We start from the raw sequence: 24,297 nt of genomic DNA, 5'->3' as shown, positions 1-24,297 counted from the left end.
TTTTACACTATTTTTAAGGAGAAACCAATGAAATTTTTTATTCGGCTATTATTTTTTACTTTAGGTTTAGTGGTCATGACTTTTGGCGTATGTATGACCATAAAGGTAGCAGATATTGGGGTAGGCGCCTGGGACGCGTTAAATGTTGCCTTAACCAAAAAAGTAGGTTTATCAGTAGGGAAGTGGGTCATGATTGATGGGGCGATATTAGTTGTTGTGAATTCCCTTCTAGTAAAAAGAAGACCTGCCATTCTTTCGCTTTTTACAATTATAGTAATTGGCTCTTTAGTTGATTTTTGGTTGATGACGTTCTTTCAATTATTTGAAGTTCATGGTCTAGTTGCAAAAATAGCGATGCTATTGGTCGGGATATTAATTATCGGGTTTGGTGCAGCGATTTATATTCAGGCTAAATTCCCGCAGAGTCCAATAGATAACTTTATGTTAGCTATTAAAGAACGATTCCGTGTGAATTTAATGATGGCAAAGACAATAGGGGAAATTACTGCCTTAATTCCAGCGTTCCTTTTACATGGACCCATTTCATATGGGACAATCATTATCACTTTTACCGTTGGACCTGCCATTCAACTTTTCTTTCCAACATTTGAAAAACTAATGCAAAGGCTGCAAGAGAAATATTAAATTCATTTGCTTGATGGATAATATTGATGAACTCCGAAAAAACTACTAGCAGACCGTTGAAATGCTATTAGTGAAAGGAGTATCACTCGTGAAGAGAAATGTATCGATTCTGTTGACATTGCTATTAATGCTAACCTTTATTCCATCTGCTTTCGCTCAAAAAGCACAAGAGAAAAAAGACCAGGTAAAATATCAAGTCCCTGCCTCGGTCAGAAATATCACGAAAGAAAATACCTATCCAAACTCAACGCAGGATCTTCCATTGCTGCAACCAAGTGATTTAACGAAGAAACTAATTAATTCTTCTAAAGTGAAGATTCAGAATCCTGATTTGATTCGTATGTTAAATGAATCAAGTATTAACAGCACTCCGTTTGCCATTGGATATCGTGCCATTATTTATCTGGGACAATGGCCATTAAACTACGAGTCATCGGAAACTTCACCGAATTGGGAGTATCAAAAGATTAACACGAACTATTTTGATAATCGTGGCGGAAAAGTCCCTTATCAAATTAAGTATGTTCAAGAAACTCAAAAAATTATCAGAGGCGGACTGACTGCTAAAATTGCAAATGCTGAAGATGTGAAAAAGATGATGCTTTTAAAAGCAATGGAAAAGACTCGTCTTCCACTGGCGTTTGAAACCATTATTGGCGCAGGAACAAAAAATGATCATATTTACAATATCCCTGCAAACCGGTTAGGCTACCTGTATGCCTATGCGCCTGGTGTCAATGAAAAGGGGAAGGTAACTTACGGTGAAGTATACTTAATGCTAAAAGGCAGTAAAAAGTTTATTGTCATTAAAAACGTGACTTCTCAAGGGATTGGTGCCTGGATACCTGTTCAAGATTATGTGTCATTTGGCTTTCTTGCCTCAGAGCGACCGCGATGATTTTTAAAATAATGACTCCTGCTGATTCGTGTGCAGGGGTCTTTTTTTACAAGTGGCATGTGATTTTCTTTTGTAAAACTTGGGTAAAATAATGATATCTATTGCCAACAGCCTTCTTTTTACGATAGGATGAAGACGGAATAGGAAAGGAGCGAAGCAGCATGGGCAGCCCAGTACAAGATAAAAACCAACAAGTTACTTTTTTAAAACAACGTTTAAATATGTTTATTGATGTGCTTGATGCAATTGATCCGGAGGATACGGATCTTGAGGATATTGACCGTCTGATCTCAATGTTGGATGATATGGAATCGAAATGTAAGGAATTCAATAATCGTGATGTTTCAGAGTCTGTTTAAAAAGCAGGCTCTTTTTATTTGGGTAGATTTCCTCAATATGGAATGAATTCGTTTGCAACCTTATTCTTTTATTAACTTGAGTATAGGAGTATAATGGTAACGTAAAAAAATTATAAAATTGAAAATAGATAATTTGGGGAACAAAGGGAAAGGGGTACTCGAATTGAATATTGAAAAATTTCAAGAAAGCATGTACAAGCTAATCGTTGAAACATCTACAAAGCTTCCAAAGGACGTGCGTAGAGCTGTTAAGAAAGCGAAGGAATTAGAAAACGCAGGTACAAGCGCAGCAATGAGTCTTGCTACCATTACGAACAACATCAAAATGGCAGACGATCAAGTATCACCTATTTGCCAGGATACCGGCTTACCTACATTCAAGATTAAAACGCCAGTAGGTGTAAACCAGTTGGTTATGAAAGAAGCCATTAAGAATGCGATTGTTCAAGCGACAAAAGAAGGAAAGCTGCGTCCAAACTCTGTTGACTCCCTAACAGGTGAAAACAGTGGGGATAACCTTGGTGCAGGCCTTCCAGTCATGAAATTTGACCAATGGGAAAAGGATTATATCGATGTCCGCCTGATTTTAAAAGGTGGCGGCTGTGAAAATAAAAATATTCAATATAGCCTTCCATGTGAATTAGATGGCCTTGGCCGCGCTGGTCGTGACCTTGATGGTATCCGTAAATGTGTCATGCATTCTGTTTACCAAGCACAAGGACAAGGCTGCAGCGCTGGTTTTATCGGCGTAGGTATCGGTGGTGACCGTTCTTCAGGCTATGATTTAGCAAAAGAACAGTTATTCCGTTCTGTGGACGACGTAAATCCAAACGAAGATCTTCGTAAACTTGAAGAGTATGTAATGGAAAATGCAAATAAATTAGGAATCGGTACGATGGGCTTTGGCGGTGAAGCTACGTTGTTGGGCTGTAAAGTTGGCATGATGAACCGTATTCCAGCTAGCTTCTATGTTTCTGTTGCTTACAACTGTTGGGCATTCCGCCGTCTAGGTGTAAGTGTGGATCCAGACTCTGGTGAAATCACTGAATGGGCATATCAAGATGGTGAGTTTATTGATTTTGCAGAGAGTGAAGAAGCGGCGAAGGAAACGGCAGCTGCTAGCGAATCTGAGGGTGTAATCACTTTGCAGGCACCAATTACCGAAGAGCAAATCCGTGAGTTGAAAGTCGGAGATGTCGTTCAAATTAACGGATTGATGTACACAGGTCGTGACGCGATTCATAAATATTTAAGCGATCATGACGCGCCAGTTGATTTAAATGGTCAAGTTATTTACCACTGTGGTCCGGTTATGTTGAAGGATGAAGAAGGTCAGTGGCACGTAAAGGCGGCAGGTCCAACGACAAGTATTCGTGAGGAGCCATACCAAGGTGACATCATGAAGAAGTTTGGTATCCGTGCGGTTATCGGTAAAGGTGGTATGGGACCTAAGACGTTGGCTGCGTTGAAGGAGCACGGCGGAGTGTACTTGAACGCAATCGGCGGTGCGGCACAGTATTATGCGGACTGCATCAAGGGCGTTGAAGGCGTAGACTTAATGCAATTTGGTATTCCAGAAGCTATGTGGCACCTTCGCGTAGAAGGCTTCACAGCAGTAGTAACAATGGATTCCCACGGCAACAGCTTGCATGCTGACGTGGATAAGTCTTCATTGGAGAAGTTGGCGCAGTTTAAGGAGCCGGTTTTTAAATAGGATTGTTAAGGAGGGCTGGGCACTTTGTGTGCTTGGCCTTTTTTTCTGTTGTTTTGGGGGTGGGGGTAAGTTAGGGACGATCGTATCTTGAGTGTTATCCTGTGTTTTTTCATCTTATCGGACAATTGGGAAATGTTTTCCATGTTTTGTAGAATACAACCTCGATTTTGTAGAATAACTTAAATTTTTGTAGAATTCCTCGCTCCATTTGTAGAATTATTCTCGTTCTTGATCAATATCCTTAATAACTGGAAATAAATTACCAATATTTGTAGAATTCACCCGTAACTTTGTAGAATAACTTAATATTTTGTAGAATTAGTCCTTCAATTTGTAGAATTACTAATCAAACTACAAAAATTTAGCTAGAAATAACTCTAAAAATAAAATCGTCACAAAAAGTCCACACAAGAAACAAAGGAAAATCTGGTTCATCAGCCGAAATTCTATCTAAAATACAAAGGAGGTATCATAAATTGTTTGATAAAGACCTTAAAATACCCATTAATTTACTAAAAGCAGAAGCATTAGAGAGAAGAACGGACGAAAACCATCCATGTAGGGCTGATTTAAAGACATACATAAAAAATTTACGCTCCGGATATAACGGGGAAAGGACAATTAGCTATTTTTTAAGTCAAATTCCCCCTCAAAGGTTTCGTATTTTCCACGATTTACGTCTCCCGTATGGTGATACTTTCTTTCAAATAGATACTCTCATATTATCTACAAAGTTTATTCTCATGCTTGATGGGAAAAATCATTCTGGAAAACTTCATATTGATAAAGAACAAATGGTTCAAGAGTATATGGATAATCGTAACGTATATGAAAACCCAATTATACAAGCTAACCGGCATAACATTTTACTACAGTATTTTTTAGAAAAACACAAATTACCCCAGATACCTATCGAATCATTAGTGGTTATATGTAAATCATCAACGGAAGTGACTATTGACGCAGGTTATACCGAGGCATATAGAAAGATATGTCGGGCAAGTGATTTAGTTAGAAAAATGGAGGAAAGATATCAATATTACAGAAAGGAATACATTGATAATAAAACGGTTGAAAAGATTAAAAAACTGTTATTAAAAAAACATACGCCGCTAGATTCCGATCTGTTGGAGAAGTTTTCAACGTTTCGAAACGGGAGATTAAAACTGGCGTCCAATGTCCCAAATGTTTCTTTATACCAATGAATTACAAGAGGAAAAATTGGATTTGTCCGACGTGTAAATTCCTTTCACCTGATGCTTTTTTACAAGCGATGATTGATTATTTTCTCCTCATTAATCCCTCATTTACTAACAAGGAATTACGAAAATTTCTCCATCTTCCAAACTCAAGGTCAGCAACCTACTTCATATACTTACTAAATTTCCCGTCGACTGGCACCACAAAAGGCCGCATCTACCACCAACCAAAGGATTTCCTATAAATGCTAATCATCTTTTCCCAAGTAAAACAAACACTAAGAAAAACAAAATAGGGGGAACATGGATGAAAAGATTAGTTGTTCTGCTACTTGCGGGATTATTAACAATACCGCAATTGACTTATGCAGCGGTCTCCAATCAACCCATTCATTGGGGCTTTAAAAGATCTGTCAATGAACAGCCGCCAGAAGCGGGGGCGGCCTACGATCAAATTTTGGCGAAATACGGGGCATTTTACAAAGGAAATCCGAACTCCAAAATCTTGTATCTTACTTTTGACAGTGGGTATGAAAATGGGCAAACGCCGAAAATTCTTGATGTGTTAAAAAAGGAAAAAGTCCCTGCCACATTTTTTGTAACAGGGCACTTTTTAGAATCACAGCAGGAACTCTCCAAACGAATTGTAAAAGAGGGCCATATCATTGGCAATCATTCTTGGCATCATCCTGATTTTACAGCCGTTAGTGATGAACGAATTCGTGAAGAACTGGCAAAGGTAAAGAAACGTACAACCGAAATAACCGGCCAAAAAAAGATGAAATACCTCCGTCCGCCGCGTGGTGTTTTCAGTGAAAGAACATTGCAAATTGCGAAAGAAGAAGGGTACACCCATGTCTTTTGGTCGCTCGCGTTCGTTGATTGGAATGTCAATCAACAAAAGGGCTGGCAATATGCTTACGACAACATTATGAGACAGGCCCACCCTGGCTGTGTAATGCTTCTACACTCCATCTCACAGGACAACGCCGATGCACTAGAAAAAGCGATAAAGGATTTAAAAAAGAGAGGCTATACATTCAAAAGCCTGGATGAATTTAAAGAATAACTAACAAGAACCTTAACCGAATTTCACAGAGAAATTCGGTTTTTCCCTTTTTAAGATTTTTCGTGCTATAATACGGGGAAAATATTATCTACCTAAAGGGAACATGTAAAAACTTATCTAAGCTACGCTTCTTTTTCCTTATGAAGAAGATTTAAATAATGGAGTGAACTTATGAAAACCGAGCAAAGTATTAAAATTCAACCGAAGCAGACCTTTCCGTTAACGATAAAAAGACTAGGGATTAACGGGGAAGGCGTCGGCTATTTCAAAAAGCAAGTAGTGTTTGTACCTGGAGCACTGCCGGGTGAAGAGGTTGTTGTTGAGGCGACGAAAATCAATCCTAAATTCGCTGAGGCAAAAATTAAGAAGATTCGTATCCAATCACCGCATCGTGTACAAGCGCCATGTCCGGTTTATGAGCAATGTGGCGGCTGTCAGCTGCAGCATTTACAGTATGGTCAACAGTTAAAAGAAAAACGCGACATCATCATTCAATCACTTGAACGGCATACGAAACTAGCTGTCAACAAGCTGGATATCCGTGAAACGATCGGAATGGAAAATCCGTGGGGCTACCGGAATAAGAGCAGTTTCCAAGTTGCTCAAAAAAATGGCAAGGTGTTAGCAGGATTATATGGAATGAATTCGCACCAGCTCATCGATATCGAACATTGTGCGGTGCAGCATTCGCAAACAAACGAAGCGGTCACAAAAGTAAAGTCGATCCTAGAGGATCTGCAGATCCCTATTTATAATGAAAAAACGCAAAAAGGAATCGTTCGAACGATTGTTGGTCGAGTTGGAGTAGAGACTGGTGAGCTTCAAGTAGTACTTATCACCACACAAAAAGAACTGCCAAAGAGGGAGCTTATTATTGAGGAAATTCAAAAAAGGCTAACAAAGGTAAAATCGATTGTACAAAACATTAACGGTGAAAAAACTTCGCTGATTTTTGGAGCAGAGACTCTCGCGCTTGCAGGGGAAGAGTTTATCCAAGAGACACTTGGTGACCTGCAGTTTGAACTGTCTGCTAGAACGTTCTTTCAATTAAATCCGATACAAACCGTCAAGCTCTACGACGAGGTGAAAAAAGCAGCGGCCCTGACTGGAAAAGAAAGAATCGTTGATGCTTATTGTGGAGTGGGAACGATTGGACTGTGGCTGGCGGATCAAGCGGCAGAAGTGCGCGGCATGGACGTGATTCCAGAATCAATCGATGACGCAAAGAAAAATGCCAAGCGTCACGGATTCACCAATACGAAATATGTCCCAGGTAAAGCGGAAGAAGTTCTGCCAAAGTGGGTCAAAAAAGGCTGGAAGCCGGATGTCATTGTTGTCGACCCACCAAGAACCGGCCTGGACAACCAGCTGCTTCAAACCATCTTACAAGTGAAGCCGGAAAAGTTGATTTATGTTTCTTGCAACCCATCAACGTTGGCGAAAGATATTCAAACGTTAAGCTCGAAGTATGAGGTTAAATATATTCAGCCTGTGGATATGTTTCCGCATACGGCGCACGTCGAGTGCGTGGCTCTACTTGTTCATAAATAATAAAAAATTACCGATTGGTCCAGTTTTAAGACTGGGCCATTTTGTATGTAACCCTTGGGTTAACTTTTTATTTCAATTACGAACATTCGACATACATCGGGTTGTGCCAGGCACCGAAATTCATCTATACTCCTTAGAAGTTCAAAGCAAAAAATTAGCCCTCAATCGAGGGCCCAAGAATATATTATTAAGGGGGTCTATGAAAGGTCTTGTCCTTTCATACCTGTATCTTAACTCATTAAGCTTAACTAATTATTAATAATATAACTATTCTTTCGTTTGATCCAGCCACCCTAGAAGGGGATTTTATCCCTATCAAAGACGGCCTCTATATCTCCAAAGTGAAAAAATTCTTCTTGATCGTGGTTCATCATCTATGACAGCTCAAAAACCTACTCTTTCGTCCTCTAATTGTATGGCCATGATAATAAATATCTTCTTCGTCCTCTTTAACTGTCCAAAAGGAAGAACAATCGTTACATAGCCATCTTAATTCACAACATACCGCAAAGTGAATCCTCCGAATCTTTAGGTTTTCGCAAACCATCCAGACAGATTATTTGATTTTATTTAAATATCTATAAATAGTGGCTTCGGATACGTCTAAATATTTGGCTACCTCGCTTACGCCGCCTTTAAGTAAAAAAGCTCCCTTTTCATTCAGTTTTTTGACTACTTCTATTTTTTCTTTCGGTGACATCCGTTCTGGCGGAATGTCATACTCTGCTAAAACCCCATTAATAAGAGATAAGAGAAGTTCCTCAATATTTTCTTCAAAATTCTCAAAAAGATGTGTATCAAAGATAGGCTTTGATGACTCGACAGGATCATTTGTGGGTTTGTCAATCATGATGAATTGATCCAAAATGTTGCGAGCGTTTATAACATCTGAAATATCCATGTTAACACAAATCATACCAATGATTTTGTTCGTTTCATCTTTAATAAAATAGCTCGAAGAACGGAGTGTCTTATTCTTTTTTGAGTTACTTTTATAATTGCAGATATAGTCTCGATCTTTATAACTTTCATCTTTTATTATTTTCAAGGCAAGATCCGTAATGGGGCTATTAACCTTTCTTCCGCTAACATGTCCATTCACTATTTCAATAATAGAATGATCAGGGTTCGTTACATCGTGTAAAACAACTTCACAATTCCCCCCCATTATGTCAGCAATAAAATGCACCATGGGAATATACTGTTTCAGTTTTTCGACATTTGTCAATACCATCATTCATCGCACCTTCAATTTCCATTTGTCATTTTTAGTTTAGCAAAGATTTTTTAAATTTTAAACAGATAATTTTCTGAAATTTTAGTTGATGTGATAATAATTATGCATTACAATAAAAATAAATCATAATAATAATTTTTTATCATGCGGAGGAATTGCGATGCAAAACACTATTTCAACTAACAGTGCACCAAGTGCTATTGGACCTTATTCTCAAGCCATAAAAATGGGTGACTTTCTTTTTGTATCTGGACAACTTCCGATTCACCCAGCTACAAATGAAATGCCGCAATCCGTTGGAGAACAAACGAAGCAATCATTAGAAAATGTAAAAGCCATTCTAGAAGCTGCTGGGAGCGATTTACAACATGTCGTGAAAACAACTGTATTTATAAAAGATATGAATACGTTTACGCAAATCAATGAAGTATATCAATCGTACTTTACTGAAAATTATCCAGCTAGAAGTGCAGTTGAGGTTGCACGTTTGCCAAAGGACGCATTAGTTGAAATCGAAGTCATCGCTTCTATACCAAGGAGTAATCAGTAGCCTCGGTTCATTCTCTTATAAAAGGAAATTTTGGAGGGGATAGTTATGTCCGATTTAGTAAGTTCATATTTTGAAAAATCGGTTTCACGAAACGTCTTACCTACAGATGCGAAACCACCGGAGTTTACGGCAGATTTAGCAAAAAAATTGCTAGATCGTATCCGCAAAATTAAAATCCATGCCCACGCTTATGCATTGCTGACAAACTTGACTCATTATAAGTGGAAAATAGAGGACATGCTCTATTTTGCATACCACAATGAGCTTAATGGATTAAATATTCATTTGGCGGATGGCGAGTCTGGTAGTCTCGGGAATATAAGTGATGATGAAAGAAAAAAGTTTGCGGAACTAGCAAAAAAACTAGACCTTGAAATTGTCTTAGAGGTTAGCAGCACAGATAAAGCTACTGTCGATAAACTTTTTCATATTGCAAACGTGATGGATGTGCATAATTTGCGTGTGTACGGTCGCTATGAAGGTCCTCTTGATGTGGTGATGGACAAAATAACGGATGACTTGCATTACATCACAAGCTTGGCAGAAAAACATGATTGTTATGTGGATTTTGAGCAGCACGAAGAATTAAAAAGCCAAGAAATTGCTACCATTCTAAAAAAAGTAAACAGCAAGCGTATTCATGCTTTATTTGACTTTGGAAATATGATTAATGCCTACGAAGCGCCGATGGAAGCCTTTTTTAACTTAGCTCCATTTATCAGAACAGTACATATGAAAGGAGTAAAAGTTGTAGATTACGGTGGAAGTACAGGACATTATGGCGTTCTTCAAGGTAGTGATCAAGATGAAATGCCCAGCGAACGGTTTATATATGAATTACTCATGCTAGGCGACGACAAACCGCAAGTAAAAACCTACTGTTTGGAGCAAGAAAATCATTATGTTGCTCCGCCATTTCGATCAAAGGATGAGGGGAAAAATCCGTTTATCAAGTTTAGGAACATGAGTGAAACTTCAGTCCCCGAGGGAATGACACTGGAGAAAATGCTGAATTTGGAACCTGTATGGGCATATAATCAGCTAAAGTATTTTAGAAAGATTTTAAACAAATTTGAAGTATTATGCGAACTAAAAATTATGGAGGGCACTCATGAATAACTCTGTTAAAAACAATTCGTTTTGGACAAAAACGAATATTATTAGACTCTGTGCATTTTTGTTGGTTTCAGGTACGATTTATAAAATTGCATTTATGGCAGACGTATTCTATGAACAAATGCAAGAGTTTATGGGACTAAGTAATACGCAAATTGGTCTACTAGATACAGTTAACTCATTCGTTGCAATGTTTGGGTTCCTGATTGGCGGCGTTTTAGCGGATAAAGTAAAGATTCGCGTACTTGTTCCTCTTGGTTTATTCTTAAATGCAGTCATGGGAATCTGGCTTGCTATGAACCCACCATTCTGGGGAATGATTGTAATATTTAGTGCTTTGGCAATTGGAGCGGACTGTTTAGTGTGGTCTGCACTTTTGAAAGCGGTGGGTAAGCTAGGTGGGAGTCAAGATCAAGGAAAAGCTTTTGGTTTCTTTGAAGGTGGAAGAGGTGTCGTAGATACTGTTGTTGCATTTGGTGCTCTAGGTATTTATGTGGCAGTTGGAGAGAGCATGAAGGGTTTAAGTTATTCAATCTTATTCTATTCGATGATAGATTTAGTACTTGCTGTTGCAATGATTTTTATTCTTAAAGATGTTTCAGTCTCAAAGACAGATGAGTCTGACAATAGTTATAGCTGGAGTAATATTAAAAATGTTTTACGTAAAAAAGAAGTTTGGCTCGTTGCGTTTAACGTATTTATGGTGTACTTTGTATACAAAGGATTAAAATATTTTAATCCATTCCTAGCAAATGAGTTTGATGTACCCGCGGTAATTGCAAGCGCATACGGTATAATCAATGCTTATTTTTTGAAATTTGTTGGCGGACCTAGCGGTGGTTTAATCGTTGATAAATTGAAAAACCCTGCAAAATACATTAAGTTGTGCTTTTCGATTTTGATTGCGCTTTTGGGAGTAATTGTTTGGTTCACATTTGTAATGCCGCCTGTCATGGTAATGGTTGTATTACTGTTAGTATTTTCAATCGTTATATACTCTATGAGAGGTACATTCTGGTCGCCAATGGGTATGATTGGACTGAAAGACAATGAAATAGGTACGGCATTTGGTATAGGTTCTTTTATTGGATATGCTCCGGGTGTATTTGCTTCAATCCTTTTTGGAGCTATCTTAGACAACTTTGAGGGTATGGTTGGGTTCCGTATTATTTTTATTTCCTTGGCAGTACTATCAGTTGTTGGATTCGGGGTAGCACTTACGCTTCAAAAAAGTATTAGCAAAATTAATAATATTTAACTACGAAAAACAGCAATATCACCCCGTTCTCCTGTAAAGAGGATGGGGTTTTTTCATGGAATGAGCGAAGTGGAAAAATGGAGACCCCATTTATAGAAAATTTGCCTTGGATGGTCCACATCAAGTTAAAATAGGAATATGCGAGTAGAAGAAAGGAGTGTTTTCATGGAAAGCATCATCATCGACTATACCATTCCCATGCAATCGGCAGAACGAGTCAACGAAATCAACCAATCATTCGGTACTGAATTCAATGACACCAGTCGGCATATCGAAAACCTCATCGAACAATTGATGCCATCGAGACTTGACCTTCTTTTTGATCTTGTTTTTGAACAGACGCGTTTGTTATTGTAGAACTTGTTGTGTGATTGGAAATGGCAGTACCAAAAGCCGGTACTAATAAGTGCATTCCTTTCTTGATTACAGAGACTTTATAATATATTATATATGTCTTCTTTGTTCTCTTGTTTGTCCTCTTTTCAGTTCTATATTATTAGAAAGTATTAAACGTGAAATGGGGAAAACCGCTATAAAAAGCAACAATTTTAAAGTATTTTTTCATATTTAAAGTCAGAATGAATGGGCGGCATGATGTAAACTTGACCGTATTTTGTCAACCTAACATGCCCGGATTTATGTGGATAAAAAACACATGGTTAACAGTAGAAGCCCTTCTATAAGAAGGACTTCTGTATGTAAAAACCATATCAACAATAAGGATAATGCTTTTTTTAAAAGCTTCTCTTTTTAGGATTGAGGCTTACGTCGAATATAAGGCCGTACCGGAACCATTTCAAATCGATATAAAAGTTCACGAATCTTGTCTTCCATGATTAAGTACTTTTCATTCGGCTTTTTGTCCCATTTGACTCGAATCTTATCTAACAAAGCAATCGATCGTGATTCAAGCCCATCATAATATTCCACATAATCCTTTTCCTGAACAAAAATCCAACATCCATTGGTGTAATCTTCAATTAATTCCTCTACTTTTTGAAACAAAGACATGGAATCCCCCCCTTCATTTGTATATAGGATGACCAAGATGAAGGAAACTATGATATAAAAGGCAGTTCACAATTCATTTTTGGAGTTCGCGAAGGGATAGTTAGTATCACATTCCTCCGAAATAATCTCCTTACATTTTGGACAACTAATGTACACATCATTTAGATGCATACCTACGTAACCATGAGTAACTTCTTGTATATCAAAGATTGTCACCCATTCCATCTCAAATTCATAATCACATTTCTTGCAATATAATACACAAGCTCCTAAATGTTCTGATTCTTTAGTAGTTTTATTCTTCCTTTTTTTTTTCATGAAAATTACACTCATTTCTTATACTACTTATATGACATACCTGGGATGAGGGGCATATCTTTGAGAAACATCTACTTCCACAACACTTTTTGTGCTTATTTCCGCTTCATCACGGGCAGGGATCATTCCGACCGACAAATTCATAGATACCATAGGGTTATCATTATTTTTCTTAATATGATAGAAGCTACATTGCTTTTTGACCAATTAGAGATTAAAACATTTTGAAAGTGTAATAATAATATATATAAGGTTAAAGATGCAAAAAAGGGTGATTGGTGTTGGTTAATTATAAATTGAAATCTCAAATATTAGAAGTAGTAGAAAATCAATTAAAAATGAACAGTCCTAGGTGTACGAAGCAGACGTTCAATCGGTTAGTAGATTTAGGCTTTGAAGCCAGTAAGTCGAAAGAATTGATTGCTAGTGTACTAGTAGAAGAAATGTATTATGTTATGAATAATAATAATCCATTTAATGAAGAACGCTATGCCCAAAAGCTATCATTACTTCCAAACAATGAAGAGGATGTTGATAACAAACAAGAATCTAAAGATACATCAATACCAGAAAAAGCTAGATCTGCAATAGGCAGAAATGAATCATGTACATGTGGCAGTGGGAAAAAGTATAAAAGGTGCTGTGGGAAATAGCTTGAATCCTCTTGGGGAAATAAGGAATGCGGAATTAAAGGTAATTGGCTTATTAAAATAGATAGAAAAGGGGTACCCCAGTAAAGATTTTAATGGGGTACCTTTATACTTTATTTAAAACACCTTCGTAGTCCAATCCTCACAGTTCCAAATATCAGTCGCAATTTCACGATAGAAATCTGGTTCGTGGGATACCATCAAGATACTTCCGCGATATGCTTTTAAAGCACGCTTCAATTCTTCCTTTGCATCCACATCCAAGTGATTGGTAGGCTCGTCTAATATTAATAAATTTGTTTCAGTGTTTAAAATTTTACATAAACGAACTTTGGCTTTTTCGCCACCAGAAAGGACTTCGATTTTACTTTCAATATGTTTCGTCGTTAATCCACATTTCGCAAGAGCAGCACGGACTTCAGCCTGATTCATACTTGGGAACTCGCTCCAAATCTCTTCAATACAAGTGTTGTAGTTGGACTGTTTAACTTCCTGCTCGAAGTACCCGATGTGTTGATACTCACCACGTTCCACTTTACCCTCCAGCGGATTAATTAGCCCAAGAATGCTCTTTAAAAGAGTAGACTTACCAATACCGTTTGCACCCACGAATGCAATTTTTTGTCCGCGTTCCATTTTCAAATTCAAAGGGCGTGAAAGTGGTTCATTGTAACCAATAACAAGATCTTCAGCCGTGAAAATATAACGACTAGCTGCACGAGCTTCTTTGAAATTAAACTCTGGTTTTGGCTTCTCTTTCCCCAATTCAATAATTTCCATTTTGTCAAGCTTCTTTTGACGAGACATCGCCATATTACGAGTCGCAACACTTGCCTTGTTACGAGCTACGAAATCCTTCAGATCAGCAATTTCTTGTTGTTGACGCTTGTAAGCAGACTCAAGCTGTTGCTTCTTCATTTCATAAATATTTAAGAAGTTATCATAGTCACCCACATAGCGATTCAACTCTTGGTTTTCCATGTGATAGATTAAGTTAACAACATTGTTCAAGAATGGAATATCATGTGAAATCAAGATAAATGCATTTTCATATTCCTGTAAATAGCGCTTCAACCATTCGATATGCTGTTCATCCAAATAGTTCGTAGGCTCGTCTAGTAAAAGGATTTCAGGTTTTTCTAGCAAAAGCTTAGCTAACAAAACTTTCGTCCGTTGCCCACCGCTAAGATCATCTACATCACGATCGAGTCCTACATCATCTAAACCTAGGCCACGAGCAACTTCCTCAACTTTTGAATTAATTTGATAGAAATCATTACTATCTAACGTTTCTTGTAGCTCTCCAACTTCTGCAAGTAGTGCATCGATATCAGCACCTTCATCACCCATTTTTGCATAAAGTTCATTGATTTCTGCTTCAGCATCAAATAGATATTGAAAAGCAGTACTCAAAGCGTCACGCATCGTAGAACCTTTTTGAAGTACAGCATGCTGATCTAAATAACCAACACGAACTTTTCGTGACCACTCCACTTTCCCCTCGTCGGGTTGCAACTTCCCAGTAACAATATTCATGAAAGTAGACTTACCCTCACCATTTGCCCCAACTAGTCCAACGTGCTCTCCTTTTAAAAGACGGAAAGACACATCATTAAAAATCGCACGATCACCGAAACCGTGGCTTAAATTTTTTACATTTAATACGCTCATTTTTTTAACCCCTTATCTAAAGTCACATGTGAATATCTTACTAGAATTTGGCTTCTTTTTCTATCTTGAAGTTATTTTTTGTGAAGGCTCTGTTAAACTTACATGTTGATTTCCGCTCCAGGTGCTTCGCTTTCCGTGGGTGTTTCGGCGAGCCTCCTCGGAGAAACGCGCCTGCGGGGTCTCCCCTGAACCATACTCCCACAGGAGTCTTCGCACCTTCCGCTCCAATCAACAGCGTATAAAAATCAACACTGTTCTTTAACACTGCCTTTGTGAAAAATGAAGTCTACCCCATCTTAAAAAAATGGGATATGTAAAACAATCGGGTAAAAGTCTATTATACAACCGAACTAGGATGTATGAAATGAGGTTTTCCTATGTGGGAATAGTTCAACAAAAAATGAAAGAATTGGTTGTGGTCTAATTGTTCATCACGGTAACAAAGGAAGCCCTGCCTGTGATTTCCTAAAAGTAGTGGCTATCGTTAAATTAATCATTAAAGGCATATGGAAAATCATTTAGGAATAGAATGAGTGATGGTAAACTTAATAAAAAGGAGGTTTTCCCCACCATGAACCAAAACTATAAAAATCACAGAAAAGTTGACCCGCTTTATCATTTTGGGACAGCTTTGCTTGGACTTATTATGCTCATTTTATCGATTGTGTTTTTCTTTCAACATGTAAGAAGTCAGCTGTTGCTAAGTGGAATTGTGTTAGGCTTCGCGTTGTTGTTTTTCTTTGTGACAGTTAAACTAAGAGGGTATGCTTTGCAGCTACAGGATCGAATCATTCGTACGGAGGAAAATTTTCGCTACTATCGTTTAACTGGTAAGCTAATAGACTCGAAGCTATCGTTGAAGCAAGTGATTGCCCTAAGATTTACGGCTGACGAAGAATTCGTAGATTTAGTTGAGCGAACAGTTCAAGAGAACCTTTCACCAGATGACATTAAAAAGGCTGTTCGAAATTGGCGTGCAGACCATCATCGCGTATAATGGATAAAGAAACAGCTTCAAATGGCTGTTTCTTTTTTTGAATTCTAAAATTCCAATATAAGGATTACATAAATTTCCTAAGGAGGCTTGCTATGCTTAAAAACATAATGGTAGATGTAAAAAGTCTATTAAAACGATACGGCTCTCACACAGCGGTTAACGGGGTATCCTTTCAGGTGGAAAAAGGAGAGGTTTTTGGTCTCCTTGGACCAAATGGTGCTGGAAAAACAACCACGATTGAAATGTTAGTAGGTCTTAGAAAGCCAGATGAAGGAACCGCGGCACTCGCAGGCTTTGATGTGAAAAAGGAAGTGAACAAAGTCAAAGAGGTCATCGGAGTTCAACTTCAGTCCACTTCTTTATTTGAATTATTGAAAGTAAATGAAATTCTGCAATTGTACGGAAGTTTCTATCCGTTCCACGTAAACATCGATGTATTAATTGATGAAATGCTTTTAACAGAGAAGAAAAATGCCCGTATTAAAGGACTTTCCGGCGGACAAAAGCAGCGTCTTGCTATTGCCTTAGCTCTTATACATGACCCGCAAATTGTTTTTCTGGATGAACCAACGACTGGACTCGATCCACAAGCAAGAAGAACCTTGTGGGACATTGTACTACGTTTAAAGGATCGCGGAAAAACAGTTATCCTTTCCACACATTATATGGATGAAGCTCATGTGCTCTGTGACCGCATCGGGATTATGGATCAAGGAGAATTGATTGCTCTTGATACGCCAGACAATTTAGTGAAGAAACTTCAATCAACAAGCACCATAGAGTTTCATTTAAGCAATTCGCCAGAAAAAGAGTTACTTTTGAATTTAAATGGTGTGAAAGAAGTGTCTATAAAAGATACCTTTATCCAGTTATATACAGATGATTTACAAACAGCTTTAACCTCCTTAATTCAGGCCTCTACGGAACATCTATTTAAAATTGAGGATTTACAAACACGTTTAGCAACATTAGAGGATGTTTTTATTCATATGACCGGAAGGAGTATCAGAGAGTCATGAGAGCATACTGGCAGTTAACTCTTGCACAATTAAGAATCTTTGCTCGCAATAAACAGGTTTTATTCTTTACGTTACTCTTTCCGATTATCTTAATGCTAGCGCTTGGTTCCTTTGCAGGTAAGGAGGATAATCTATCGTTAACCGTAGGGGTAATCGACTTGGAACAAACAAGTTCTTCGGAGGATCTAAAGAAACTGTTTGACAAGTACGAGGGACTAAAAACCATAAGTTATGAAAAAGTTAAAAATGGAAAACAAGCCTTGAAAAATGGAGAAATCCAGCTTCTTATTGAAATTCCAAAAGGGTATGAAGCAAACTTGAAGGACAAGGAACACCCCTTTTCTCTTCCAGTTTATTATAATGAGAAAAATCTCACCACCTCGGAACTCGGCCTGACCGTTGTAAAGGGCATCATTGATCAATATAGTAAAGCACTTGTTGGCTACAAACCTTTAGTGACGGTTGAAAAAATAGGCATAGAAGCCAGAAATATTCGTTATGTCGATTTCCTCGTCCCAGGAATCGTTGCTATGATGATTATGAGCAATAACATGAATGGTGTTGCTGGACAAATTGCTGCCTGGCGGGAAAGGGGGATCTTGCGGAGAATGCAAGGAACGAGACTTAAAGCCTCCACCTTCATCGCTGCTCAAATCACAGCTCGTTTATTACTGAATGGAACTCAAGCTCTGTTGGTCGTCTTAATTGCTAATTTAGTATTCGGTATTAGTGTCGTAGGTTCTTGGCTTTCTTTGATCTTCTTCATTGTCCTTGGTACCCTTGCATTTATGTCACTTGGTTTTATTATTGCAGGGATTGCGAAAAATCCTGAAAGTGCTGGGCCAATCGCAGGATTTGTTACGTTTCCCATGCTGTTTCTTGGAGGTGTGTTCTTTCCGATAAATAATATGCCAGATATTATTCAACCCATTGTTAAAGTACTGCCAATTGCTCATTTAAGTTCTGCCTTGAGGGAGACGATGAATCTTGGAACCCCTTTTCTTCAATTGGGAACGGACACTCTTGTATTAGGATGTTGGTTATTAGTAGGGTTTGTGCTAGCCAGTTTAGTGTTTAAATGGGAATAGGAAAAAGGCTAATAATACGGATGTAAAACCGAGAAAACATGATATTACAATACATGAAAAGTCTAATCTCTTGGGGATTAGGCTTTTTTTATTCCATTGGCAGTGGCATCAATTGTCGAAAAATCTGGTTTCAACCAACTATGAAGGGGGTATTAAAAAAGAAAACCTCAGGTGGGACTGCTCTGCTGATTCAAAGCAGCAAGCAGTCCTTTTCATCAATGCTGGAAATAGAGGTTTAGCTTGAACGAGAGGAGAAAATCAAGCATGGAAAAACGATACATAATTATTCTATCGTGCTTATTTCTAATGGGGATGCTGACTGGCTGTATCCAAAAGGACCGGTTGGCAGATGGAACAAAGCTGATAGATAAGCAGCAATTTATTTTTGCAGCTTCAGGAGAATTTAAGCCCTTTAGCTATGTTAGGAATGAAGATTTATCGATGACTGGTTTCGATATTGAGGTAGGAAACGCAGTAGGAAAAGAGCTGGGCCTTAAACCAGTTCAGAAGAGGATGAAATTCAAAGGACTCATTGAGGGTATTAAAACGGGACGGGCAGACGCAGCCGTTGCCAGCCACACCATTAACCCAGAGCGTGCCAAACAAGTTAATTTTTCCACACCCTACTATTACTCAGGTCCACAGATCTTCACAAGACCTGACAGCAAGATTAAAACAGTAGATGACTTAAAAGGTAAAGAAGTTGCCGTAGCAAAGGGCTCTACCTATGCGGATACAGCCAAAAAGTTTACCAGCAATATTAAAATGTATGACAGTGATATTACGGCATTAAAAGCGCTAAGTATTGGCCGGCATGACGCCGTTATTACTGATTTTGTCACTGGTAAAAGTGCAAAAAAGGAAGGCTTTAAAATTCAGGGGCAGCAATTAATTGAGCGAAGCGAGCAGGCGATTGTTGTTCCGAAAGATAATCCAATCCTGCTCAAGAGGATTAATGAAGCACTTCAAAAACTTCGTAACGATGGAACACTATCCCGAATCAGTCAAAAATATTTTGGTGAGGATATTACGAAAAAACCAGAGTAATAGATTGATCATTAGAAAGAAAGGATGTTGTTATTTTGCCTAGTTTTTCACACTTTTTACATACGTTAATCAATAGTAAAAACCTTTTCATAGATGCGGCGCTGTTGACGTTAAAGCTTACGGTTGTTTCCATTTTAATTGGGATTTTATTTGGATTATTTTTTGCTCTTTTAAAAATATCAAGGATTAAAGTATTGGGCTATATTTCAAATGCGTATGTATTCCTTGTAAGGGGAACTCCACTCATTGTTCAGATTTTCATTCTATATTTTGGCTTCAGTGGAATTTTCCTCATTCCTGACTTTTGGGCAGCGGCTCTTGCACTCGCCTTCCATAATGGTGCCTATATTGCTGAAATTTTTCGGGGGACGATTCAATCCATTGATAAAGGGCAAATGGAAGCGGCACGCTCTCTCGGCATGACCAGAATACTAGCCATGCGCCGGATCATTCTTCCACAGGCTTTCAAGAGGGCACTGCCTCCCCTTGGAAACCAATTTATTATTGGACTTAAAGATTCATCTTTGGCAGCCTTTATTTCCATGAATGAACTGTTCAATGTTTCGACGACACTGGGTTCCAATAATTTCGATGAAATGACCTACTTGTTAATCGTAGCCGTTTATTATCTAATACTTGTTGCTGTATTAACAATGCTGGTGAGCCTGTTCGAAAAGAGATTAGCAGTTAGTGATCGATAGGAGGACAATAAAGTGAATGAACGAGAAATGATAAAAATAGAAAACTTACATAAATCTTATGGTAGTTTACATGTATTAAAAGATATAAACATGTCCGTGTATGAAAGTGAAGTTGTCTGCTTGGTCGGATCATCCGGCTCTGGTAAAAGTACTCTACTAAGATGCCTTAACTTTTTAGAAAAAAGGGATGGTGGGAAAATTTCAATTCGCGGTGAAAAGATTAGCCCGGAAACCCACAATATTAATAATGTCCGCCAAACAGTGGGAATGGTTTTCCAGCACTTTAATCTATTCCCACATAAAACCGTCCTTGAAAATGTCATTGAAGCACCCATCATGGTAAAGAAAATTCCAAAAGACCAGGCCATTGCTGAAGCAAACGAGTTGCTACAAAAGGTGGGTCTTGAGGATAAGGCCAATGTTTATCCTAGCAAATTGTCAGGCGGTCAAAAGCAACGTGTGGCAATTGCCAGGGCGCTGGCCATGAAGCCGGATATTATGCTTTTTGATGAACCGACATCTGCCCTTGATCCGCAGTTGGTTGGTGAGGTATTGACAACCATGAAGGAGTTAGCCGATGAAGGAATGACCATGGTAGTGGTAACCCATGAAATGGGCTTTGCTCGTGAGGTTGCTGATTGGATTGTCCTCATGGACGATGGTAGAATTATCGAAAGAAATCGGCCAAATGAATTCTTTGATCATCCAAAGGAGCAACGTACAAAAGAATTCCTGCAAGCAACCATGTTAAAATAATTTGAAATACCGGAATGGCCCAGTCATAAAACTGGGCTATTTTGTCTGTAATCTAGGTAGACTAAATAAATACTTTGTAAAAATGCAGTTGGTGGGAGTACCAAGACGGCAATTTGGAGAAAATAAACAGTTCCGATCCGTTTGATAAAAAGTACTTAATCATGGTATAAGTGTAAAGGAAGCAGGGACATTCTGCTCTTTAATTTTGGGACAAGGATTTGGACTGGTATCCCATAATGAGAGGATTTGAATTTAATTATGAAAGATAATTTTTGGCGTGACTTACCGCGACCTTTTTTTATACTGGCACCCATGGAAGAAGTGACGGATGTGGTTTTTCGTCATGTAGTGAGTCAGGCAGCCAGACCTGATGTGTTTTTTACAGAGTTTACAAACAGTGAAAGTTATTGTCACCCAGATGGGATCAAAAGTGTGCGCGGGCGTTTGACTTTTACAGAGGATGAACAGCCAATTGTCGCTCATATATGGGGGGACAAGCCTGAAAACTTCCGGCAAATGAGTATTGGTATGGCGGAACTGGGCTTTAAGGGTTTGGATATCAATATGGGGTGTCCCGTACCCAATGTGGTACAGAACGGAAAGGGGAGTGGCCTGATCCTCCGCCCGGAAGTTGCAGCAGAATTAATACAAGCAGCAAAAGCGGGAGGATTGCCAGTAAGTGTTAAGACAAGGCTTGGTTATTCGGATGTAGACGAATGGAAGGTCTGGCTAAAACACATATTGGAACAAGACATTGTCAATCTTTCCATTCATCTGCGTACAAGGGATGAAATGAGCAAAGTCGATGCTCATTGGGAGCTGATCCCGGAGATTAAGAAGCTTCGTGACGAGGTGGCACCAGATACCCTTTTGACGATCAATGGGGATATTCCTGATCGTCAAACTGGATTGAAGCTCGCCCATCAATATGGTGTCGATGGGGTTATGATTGGCCGTGGTATTTTCCATAATCCATTTGCCTTTGAAAAGGAGCCGAAAGATCATAACAGTCAGGAATTACTTGACCTTTTAAGACTGCATATGGATCTTCATGATAAATATTCGCATTTAGAGTTGAGACGGTTCACGGCTCTTCATCGCTTTTTTAAGATTTATGTCAAAGGATTCCCTGGGGCTGGTGAATTAAGAAATCAATTGATGAACACGAAATCAACAGATGAAGTGCGTGCATTGCTCGATAATTTTGGGGTCAAAGAATCTTGATGGAATCGGGGAAATGTAAAATGATGTACCTCTTGTATAAAATCGGAGGATTTTATTCTTGCCTACAAAAATAAGCAGAAACCAATTTTGGTTTCTGCTTATTTTTTTGAACTTAGGATTTTATTCCATGGTATGCTTTTCCTTAGCAAAATTAAAACTTAAACTTTTTGAAACTTTTCTTGATTATAAAGTCCACTAATTAGTAAAGGGGGTCAAATAAGATGGAAATAGAAAGCCACAGGCTAGTTAAAAAAGCAATCAAAGGTAATAAAAGTGCCTTTGAAAAGTTAGTTCAACAACATTATGAACGAATCTACCGTACTGCTTATCTTTATGTACATAACGAAGAAGATGCGTTGGATGTTGTCCAAGAAGCAACCTATCAGGCCTTTACCTCTATCCATTCGTTAAAAAATCCGGAGTATTTTATGACCTGGCTCACCAGGATTGTCATACGATGTGCGGGACAGGTCCTAAAGAGAAAAAGCAATGTGGTTCCTATGAGTGATGAGATCTTGTCAAACCTGCCGGGGCAGGTGAATCCAAACATGGAAGAATCATTACAGCTGCTTCAAGCCATTCAGCAGCTGAGAGAAAATTATCGTACGGTGATTATCTTATTTTACTATTACGATTACTCAATTAAGACGATTAGCAGTGTCATGGACATTCCAGAGAGTACGGTAAAGACTTATTTAAGTAGAGGCAAAGCGGAGTTAAAAAAATTCTACAAAAATGAGGAGGACAAATGCCATGGATAACAAAGAATTCCAGACAGCCATAGAGCAAATACCTGTGCCAAAAGAAAAAGTTTTTAACGCCATTTCAAAGGGGATTAACAAGGAAGGCAATAGAGGAAAGGCAATGAATAGGAAGGTTCTTGTAAGTGTGGCGACTGCTGCAGCTCTTCTTGGAATCACTGTTGCCTCAGGATTTGTTAATCCTACAATGAATAGAGTATTAGCTAAAACTCCTTTCATAGGCGGGATTTTTCAAGAATTTAATGATGCAACAGGCATGCTATTAGCTAACCAGGATGCAGTTACAGAATTAAACCAATCACTTACCAAAAATGGGGTAACGGTAAAACTGACCAGCGCTTACTTTGATGGCAATGTGGTATCTATTACAGGATTTGTAAATGAGGATGTTGAAAAGGGTGGGAACGAAAAAGGGGAAGTAAGTTTTGATGTAAACTTTGAACACAATAAAGGGGATCATGACCCTTGGCTGGGTGGAATGTCAAATAACATTAAGAAAGTGGAAAATGGCTATAACTTTCAATGGAAAATGCAATATCCATATCAATCATTTAAAGAGAATTCTACTCTACCTATAACAATTCATAATATCAACGGGATAAAAGGTGAATGGAATTTTGATATCCCCATTCAACAGGAAAAGAACAGTTCACTTGCTATTAATAAGGAGCAAGGATATCCGGAAGACGGGGTGAAAATCAGCATAAAAGAGATTCTTACTGCAAAAGCGTCCTCTTCTCTTATTTATGAGACCGTCGAGAAATACAAGGGTGATGACATTTATATAGAAAAAGCAGTTGATAATAAAGGAAAAGTGTATAGGTTTGAGAACCCAACCTCTCTCGAGGAATCGAAACAAGCAGATGGATATCATAGCACCATGAGGAGAGAAATGACCAAGCTCGATTCAGATATTACGTCACTTACCTTTTATCCTCATTTATCTGCAGCAGATCCGAAAGTACAACAGCTTTTAAGTAGTAAATCTTTCACCTTAAAAAGCACACGGTTCAATTTAGGTCTGCAGGTAAATGATGTGACTCAAAAAGGTGGCGAATTGGTCATAGATTATCAACTTACAGGGCTTCCGAAGAATATGAGTAAAGAAAAACTTGAAACGATTAACCATAATTTGAAATACCTTTTCTGGTTAGTTGATAAGGACTACTTATCGAAGATCGACCCGGAAAATGCATGGCCACCTAAAAACCACGGTATTCCTTTTAATAAAGTAAAAATGATGGATAAGAAAACAGCACACTTCCAATCTACTTTTGATTTAAACGGAGAAGAAAGAATTGAGAATTTTAAGCTGGAAAATACCATGTTGCTATTTGATTTTTCAAGCTTTGTCCCATCTAAGGACTTAAAACCATTTACAGTTGAACTTCCTAGGGAAGAAGAATAGACTCTTGGTCGAAGTAGTTCCGCAGATAGTTTTAAATTAAGAAGCAGGAT

24 protein-coding genes are annotated in these 24,297 nt (G+C 38.4%); 21 read left to right on the top strand and 3 right to left on the bottom strand.

Features of this window, described 5'->3' with window-relative positions; genetic code table 11:
* Positions 1-27 precede the first annotated feature (27 nt).
* The 7 genes from QE429_RS21325 to rlmD all read left to right on the top strand — a co-directional run bounded on the left by QE429_RS21325 (position 28) and on the right by rlmD (position 7,435).
* Positions 28-645, top strand: a complete 618-nt coding sequence (locus QE429_RS21325; protein WP_307289915.1) for a YczE/YyaS/YitT family protein — start codon at positions 28-30, stop codon at positions 643-645.
* A 127-nt stretch (positions 646-772) separates the two neighbouring features.
* Complete coding sequence (locus tag QE429_RS21320; protein WP_373463275.1) at positions 773-1,543, top strand: YfkD famly protein; 771 nt, start codon at positions 773-775, stop codon at positions 1,541-1,543.
* 161 nt (positions 1,544-1,704) lie between these two features.
* On the top strand, positions 1,705-1,902 hold the full coding sequence (locus tag QE429_RS21315; RefSeq protein ID WP_307289912.1) for an SE1561 family protein: 198 nt from the start codon (positions 1,705-1,707) through the stop codon (positions 1,900-1,902).
* 163 nt (positions 1,903-2,065) lie between these two features.
* Positions 2,066-3,616: a fumarate hydratase gene (locus QE429_RS21310; protein ID WP_307289911.1), complete on the top strand. Its 1,551-nt coding sequence runs from the start codon at positions 2,066-2,068 to the stop codon at positions 3,614-3,616.
* A 476-nt stretch (positions 3,617-4,092) separates the two neighbouring features.
* Positions 4,093-4,821 (top strand): nuclease-related domain-containing protein, encoded by a 729-nt coding sequence (locus tag QE429_RS21305; RefSeq protein ID WP_307289909.1) that lies wholly within the window; start codon positions 4,093-4,095, stop codon positions 4,819-4,821.
* Positions 4,822-5,122: 301 nt separating this feature from the next.
* A complete protein-coding gene (pdaA, locus tag QE429_RS21300; protein ID WP_307289908.1) occupies positions 5,123-5,884 on the top strand; it encodes a delta-lactam-biosynthetic de-N-acetylase in 762 nt (253 codons plus the stop codon).
* Positions 5,885-6,055: 171 nt separating this feature from the next.
* The gene (gene rlmD, locus QE429_RS21295; protein WP_307289906.1) at positions 6,056-7,435 is read left to right on the top strand and encodes a 23S rRNA (uracil(1939)-C(5))-methyltransferase RlmD; all 1,380 of its coding nucleotides are present in this window, start codon (positions 6,056-6,058) and stop codon (positions 7,433-7,435) included.
* 556 nt (positions 7,436-7,991) lie between these two features.
* On the opposite strand, the gene QE429_RS21290 is transcribed toward rlmD, so the two are convergent.
* A complete protein-coding gene (locus tag QE429_RS21290) occupies positions 7,992-8,672 on the bottom strand; it encodes a helix-turn-helix transcriptional regulator (protein ID WP_307289903.1) in 681 nt (226 codons plus the stop codon).
* Positions 8,673-8,832: 160 nt separating this feature from the next.
* Between QE429_RS21290 and QE429_RS21285 the strand changes: the two genes are divergently transcribed.
* The 4 genes from QE429_RS21285 (at position 8,833) to QE429_RS21270 (ending at position 11,953) form a co-directional block, all read left to right on the top strand.
* A complete protein-coding gene (locus QE429_RS21285; protein WP_307289901.1) occupies positions 8,833-9,222 on the top strand; it encodes a RidA family protein in 390 nt (129 codons plus the stop codon).
* Positions 9,223-9,267: 45 nt separating this feature from the next.
* On the top strand, positions 9,268-10,341 hold the full coding sequence (locus tag QE429_RS21280) for a sugar phosphate isomerase/epimerase family protein (RefSeq protein ID WP_307289900.1): 1,074 nt from the start codon (positions 9,268-9,270) through the stop codon (positions 10,339-10,341).
* Entirely contained in the window at positions 10,334-11,596 is a 1,263-nt protein-coding gene (locus QE429_RS21275) for an MFS transporter (RefSeq protein ID WP_307289899.1), read from the top strand. The genes QE429_RS21280 and QE429_RS21275 overlap by 8 nt, the downstream gene beginning before the upstream one ends.
* 165 nt (positions 11,597-11,761) lie before the next feature.
* Positions 11,762-11,953 (top strand): hypothetical protein, encoded by a 192-nt coding sequence (locus QE429_RS21270; protein WP_307289897.1) that lies wholly within the window; start codon positions 11,762-11,764, stop codon positions 11,951-11,953.
* 393 nt (positions 11,954-12,346) lie between these two features.
* Here QE429_RS21270 and QE429_RS21265 read toward each other — a convergent pair whose 3' ends face one another.
* Entirely contained in the window at positions 12,347-12,607 is a 261-nt protein-coding gene (locus QE429_RS21265; RefSeq protein ID WP_307289895.1) for a hypothetical protein, read from the bottom strand.
* A 599-nt stretch (positions 12,608-13,206) separates the two neighbouring features.
* Here QE429_RS21265 and QE429_RS21260 point away from each other — a divergent pair.
* The gene (locus QE429_RS21260) at positions 13,207-13,578 is read left to right on the top strand and encodes an SEC-C metal-binding domain-containing protein (RefSeq protein WP_307289893.1); all 372 of its coding nucleotides are present in this window, start codon (positions 13,207-13,209) and stop codon (positions 13,576-13,578) included.
* Between the two features lie 114 nt (positions 13,579-13,692).
* On the opposite strand, the gene QE429_RS21255 is transcribed toward QE429_RS21260, so the two are convergent.
* The gene (locus QE429_RS21255; protein WP_307289892.1) at positions 13,693-15,246 is read right to left on the bottom strand and encodes an ABC-F family ATP-binding cassette domain-containing protein; all 1,554 of its coding nucleotides are present in this window, start codon (positions 15,244-15,246) and stop codon (positions 13,693-13,695) included.
* A gap of 571 nt (positions 15,247-15,817) precedes the next feature.
* On the opposite strand from QE429_RS21255, the gene QE429_RS21250 reads away from it, so the two are divergent.
* The 9 genes from QE429_RS21250 to QE429_RS21210 all read left to right on the top strand — a co-directional run bounded on the left by QE429_RS21250 (position 15,818) and on the right by QE429_RS21210 (position 24,247).
* Positions 15,818-16,243: a DUF6526 family protein gene (locus tag QE429_RS21250; RefSeq protein WP_307289890.1), complete on the top strand. Its 426-nt coding sequence runs from the start codon at positions 15,818-15,820 to the stop codon at positions 16,241-16,243.
* Between the two features lie 92 nt (positions 16,244-16,335).
* Positions 16,336-17,262, top strand: coding sequence for an ABC transporter ATP-binding protein (locus QE429_RS21245; protein WP_307289888.1), 927 nt, complete (start codon positions 16,336-16,338; stop codon positions 17,260-17,262).
* Complete coding sequence (locus tag QE429_RS21240) at positions 17,259-18,350, top strand: ABC transporter permease (RefSeq protein ID WP_307289886.1); 1,092 nt, start codon at positions 17,259-17,261, stop codon at positions 18,348-18,350. Before QE429_RS21245 ends, QE429_RS21240 begins: the two co-directional genes overlap by 4 nt.
* 264 nt (positions 18,351-18,614) lie before the next feature.
* On the top strand, positions 18,615-19,397 hold the full coding sequence (locus QE429_RS21235) for a transporter substrate-binding domain-containing protein (RefSeq protein ID WP_307289885.1): 783 nt from the start codon (positions 18,615-18,617) through the stop codon (positions 19,395-19,397).
* 35 nt (positions 19,398-19,432) lie between these two features.
* A complete protein-coding gene (locus tag QE429_RS21230; RefSeq protein WP_307289884.1) occupies positions 19,433-20,098 on the top strand; it encodes an amino acid ABC transporter permease in 666 nt (221 codons plus the stop codon).
* A gap of 27 nt (positions 20,099-20,125) precedes the next feature.
* Complete coding sequence (locus tag QE429_RS21225) at positions 20,126-20,854, top strand: amino acid ABC transporter ATP-binding protein (RefSeq protein ID WP_373463274.1); 729 nt, start codon at positions 20,126-20,128, stop codon at positions 20,852-20,854.
* 258 nt (positions 20,855-21,112) lie between these two features.
* Positions 21,113-22,078 carry a tRNA dihydrouridine synthase gene (locus tag QE429_RS21220; RefSeq protein ID WP_307289880.1) on the top strand — a complete coding sequence of 322 codons (966 nt, stop codon included), beginning with the start codon at positions 21,113-21,115 and terminating at the stop codon, positions 22,076-22,078.
* Positions 22,079-22,299: 221 nt separating this feature from the next.
* A complete protein-coding gene (locus tag QE429_RS21215; RefSeq protein WP_373463216.1) occupies positions 22,300-22,839 on the top strand; it encodes a sigma-70 family RNA polymerase sigma factor in 540 nt (179 codons plus the stop codon).
* On the top strand, positions 22,832-24,247 hold the full coding sequence (locus QE429_RS21210) for a DUF4179 domain-containing protein (protein ID WP_307289879.1): 1,416 nt from the start codon (positions 22,832-22,834) through the stop codon (positions 24,245-24,247). The genes QE429_RS21215 and QE429_RS21210 overlap by 8 nt, the downstream gene beginning before the upstream one ends.
* Positions 24,248-24,297 lie beyond the last annotated feature (50 nt).

This window comes from Bacillus sp. SORGH_AS_0510 (assembly GCF_030818775.1).
Taxonomy (GTDB): domain Bacteria; phylum Bacillota; class Bacilli; order Bacillales; family Cytobacillaceae; genus Neobacillus.
Note: the sequence above shows the minus strand (reverse complement) of the source record. Positions and strands in the feature narration are given on the sequence as shown.

Bases quoted from the DNA above. Each gene is read 5' to 3' on its own strand.
- QE429_RS21325 (WP_307289915.1), top strand. From the start codon at position 28: ATGAAATTTTTTATTCGGCTATTATTTTTTACTTTAGGTTTAGTGGTC.
- QE429_RS21210 (WP_307289879.1), top strand. From the start codon at position 22,832: ATGGATAACAAAGAATTCCAGACAGCCATAGAGCAAATACCTGTGCCA.
- QE429_RS21240 (WP_307289886.1), top strand. From the start codon at position 17,259: ATGAGAGCATACTGGCAGTTAACTCTTGCACAATTAAGAATCTTTGCT.
- QE429_RS21280 (WP_307289900.1), top strand. From the start codon at position 9,268: ATGTCCGATTTAGTAAGTTCATATTTTGAAAAATCGGTTTCACGAAAC.
- pdaA (WP_307289908.1), top strand. From the start codon at position 5,123: ATGAAAAGATTAGTTGTTCTGCTACTTGCGGGATTATTAACAATACCG.
- QE429_RS21220 (WP_307289880.1), top strand. From the start codon at position 21,113: ATGAAAGATAATTTTTGGCGTGACTTACCGCGACCTTTTTTTATACTG.
- rlmD (WP_307289906.1), top strand. From the start codon at position 6,056: ATGAAAACCGAGCAAAGTATTAAAATTCAACCGAAGCAGACCTTTCCG.
- QE429_RS21285 (WP_307289901.1), top strand. From the start codon at position 8,833: ATGCAAAACACTATTTCAACTAACAGTGCACCAAGTGCTATTGGACCT.
- QE429_RS21270 (WP_307289897.1), top strand. From the start codon at position 11,762: ATGGAAAGCATCATCATCGACTATACCATTCCCATGCAATCGGCAGAA.
- QE429_RS21265 (WP_307289895.1), bottom strand. From the start codon at position 12,607: ATGTCTTTGTTTCAAAAAGTAGAGGAATTAATTGAAGATTACACCAAT.
- QE429_RS21290 (WP_307289903.1), bottom strand. From the start codon at position 8,672: ATGATGGTATTGACAAATGTCGAAAAACTGAAACAGTATATTCCCATG.
- QE429_RS21225 (WP_373463274.1), top strand. From the start codon at position 20,126: ATGATAAAAATAGAAAACTTACATAAATCTTATGGTAGTTTACATGTA.
- QE429_RS21250 (WP_307289890.1), top strand. From the start codon at position 15,818: ATGAACCAAAACTATAAAAATCACAGAAAAGTTGACCCGCTTTATCAT.
- QE429_RS21320 (WP_373463275.1), top strand. From the start codon at position 773: ATGCTAACCTTTATTCCATCTGCTTTCGCTCAAAAAGCACAAGAGAAA.
- QE429_RS21215 (WP_373463216.1), top strand. From the start codon at position 22,300: ATGGAAATAGAAAGCCACAGGCTAGTTAAAAAAGCAATCAAAGGTAAT.
- QE429_RS21245 (WP_307289888.1), top strand. From the start codon at position 16,336: ATGCTTAAAAACATAATGGTAGATGTAAAAAGTCTATTAAAACGATAC.
- QE429_RS21315 (WP_307289912.1), top strand. From the start codon at position 1,705: ATGGGCAGCCCAGTACAAGATAAAAACCAACAAGTTACTTTTTTAAAA.
- QE429_RS21255 (WP_307289892.1), bottom strand. From the start codon at position 15,246: ATGAGCGTATTAAATGTAAAAAATTTAAGCCACGGTTTCGGTGATCGT.
- QE429_RS21235 (WP_307289885.1), top strand. From the start codon at position 18,615: ATGGAAAAACGATACATAATTATTCTATCGTGCTTATTTCTAATGGGG.
- QE429_RS21275 (WP_307289899.1), top strand. From the start codon at position 10,334: ATGAATAACTCTGTTAAAAACAATTCGTTTTGGACAAAAACGAATATT.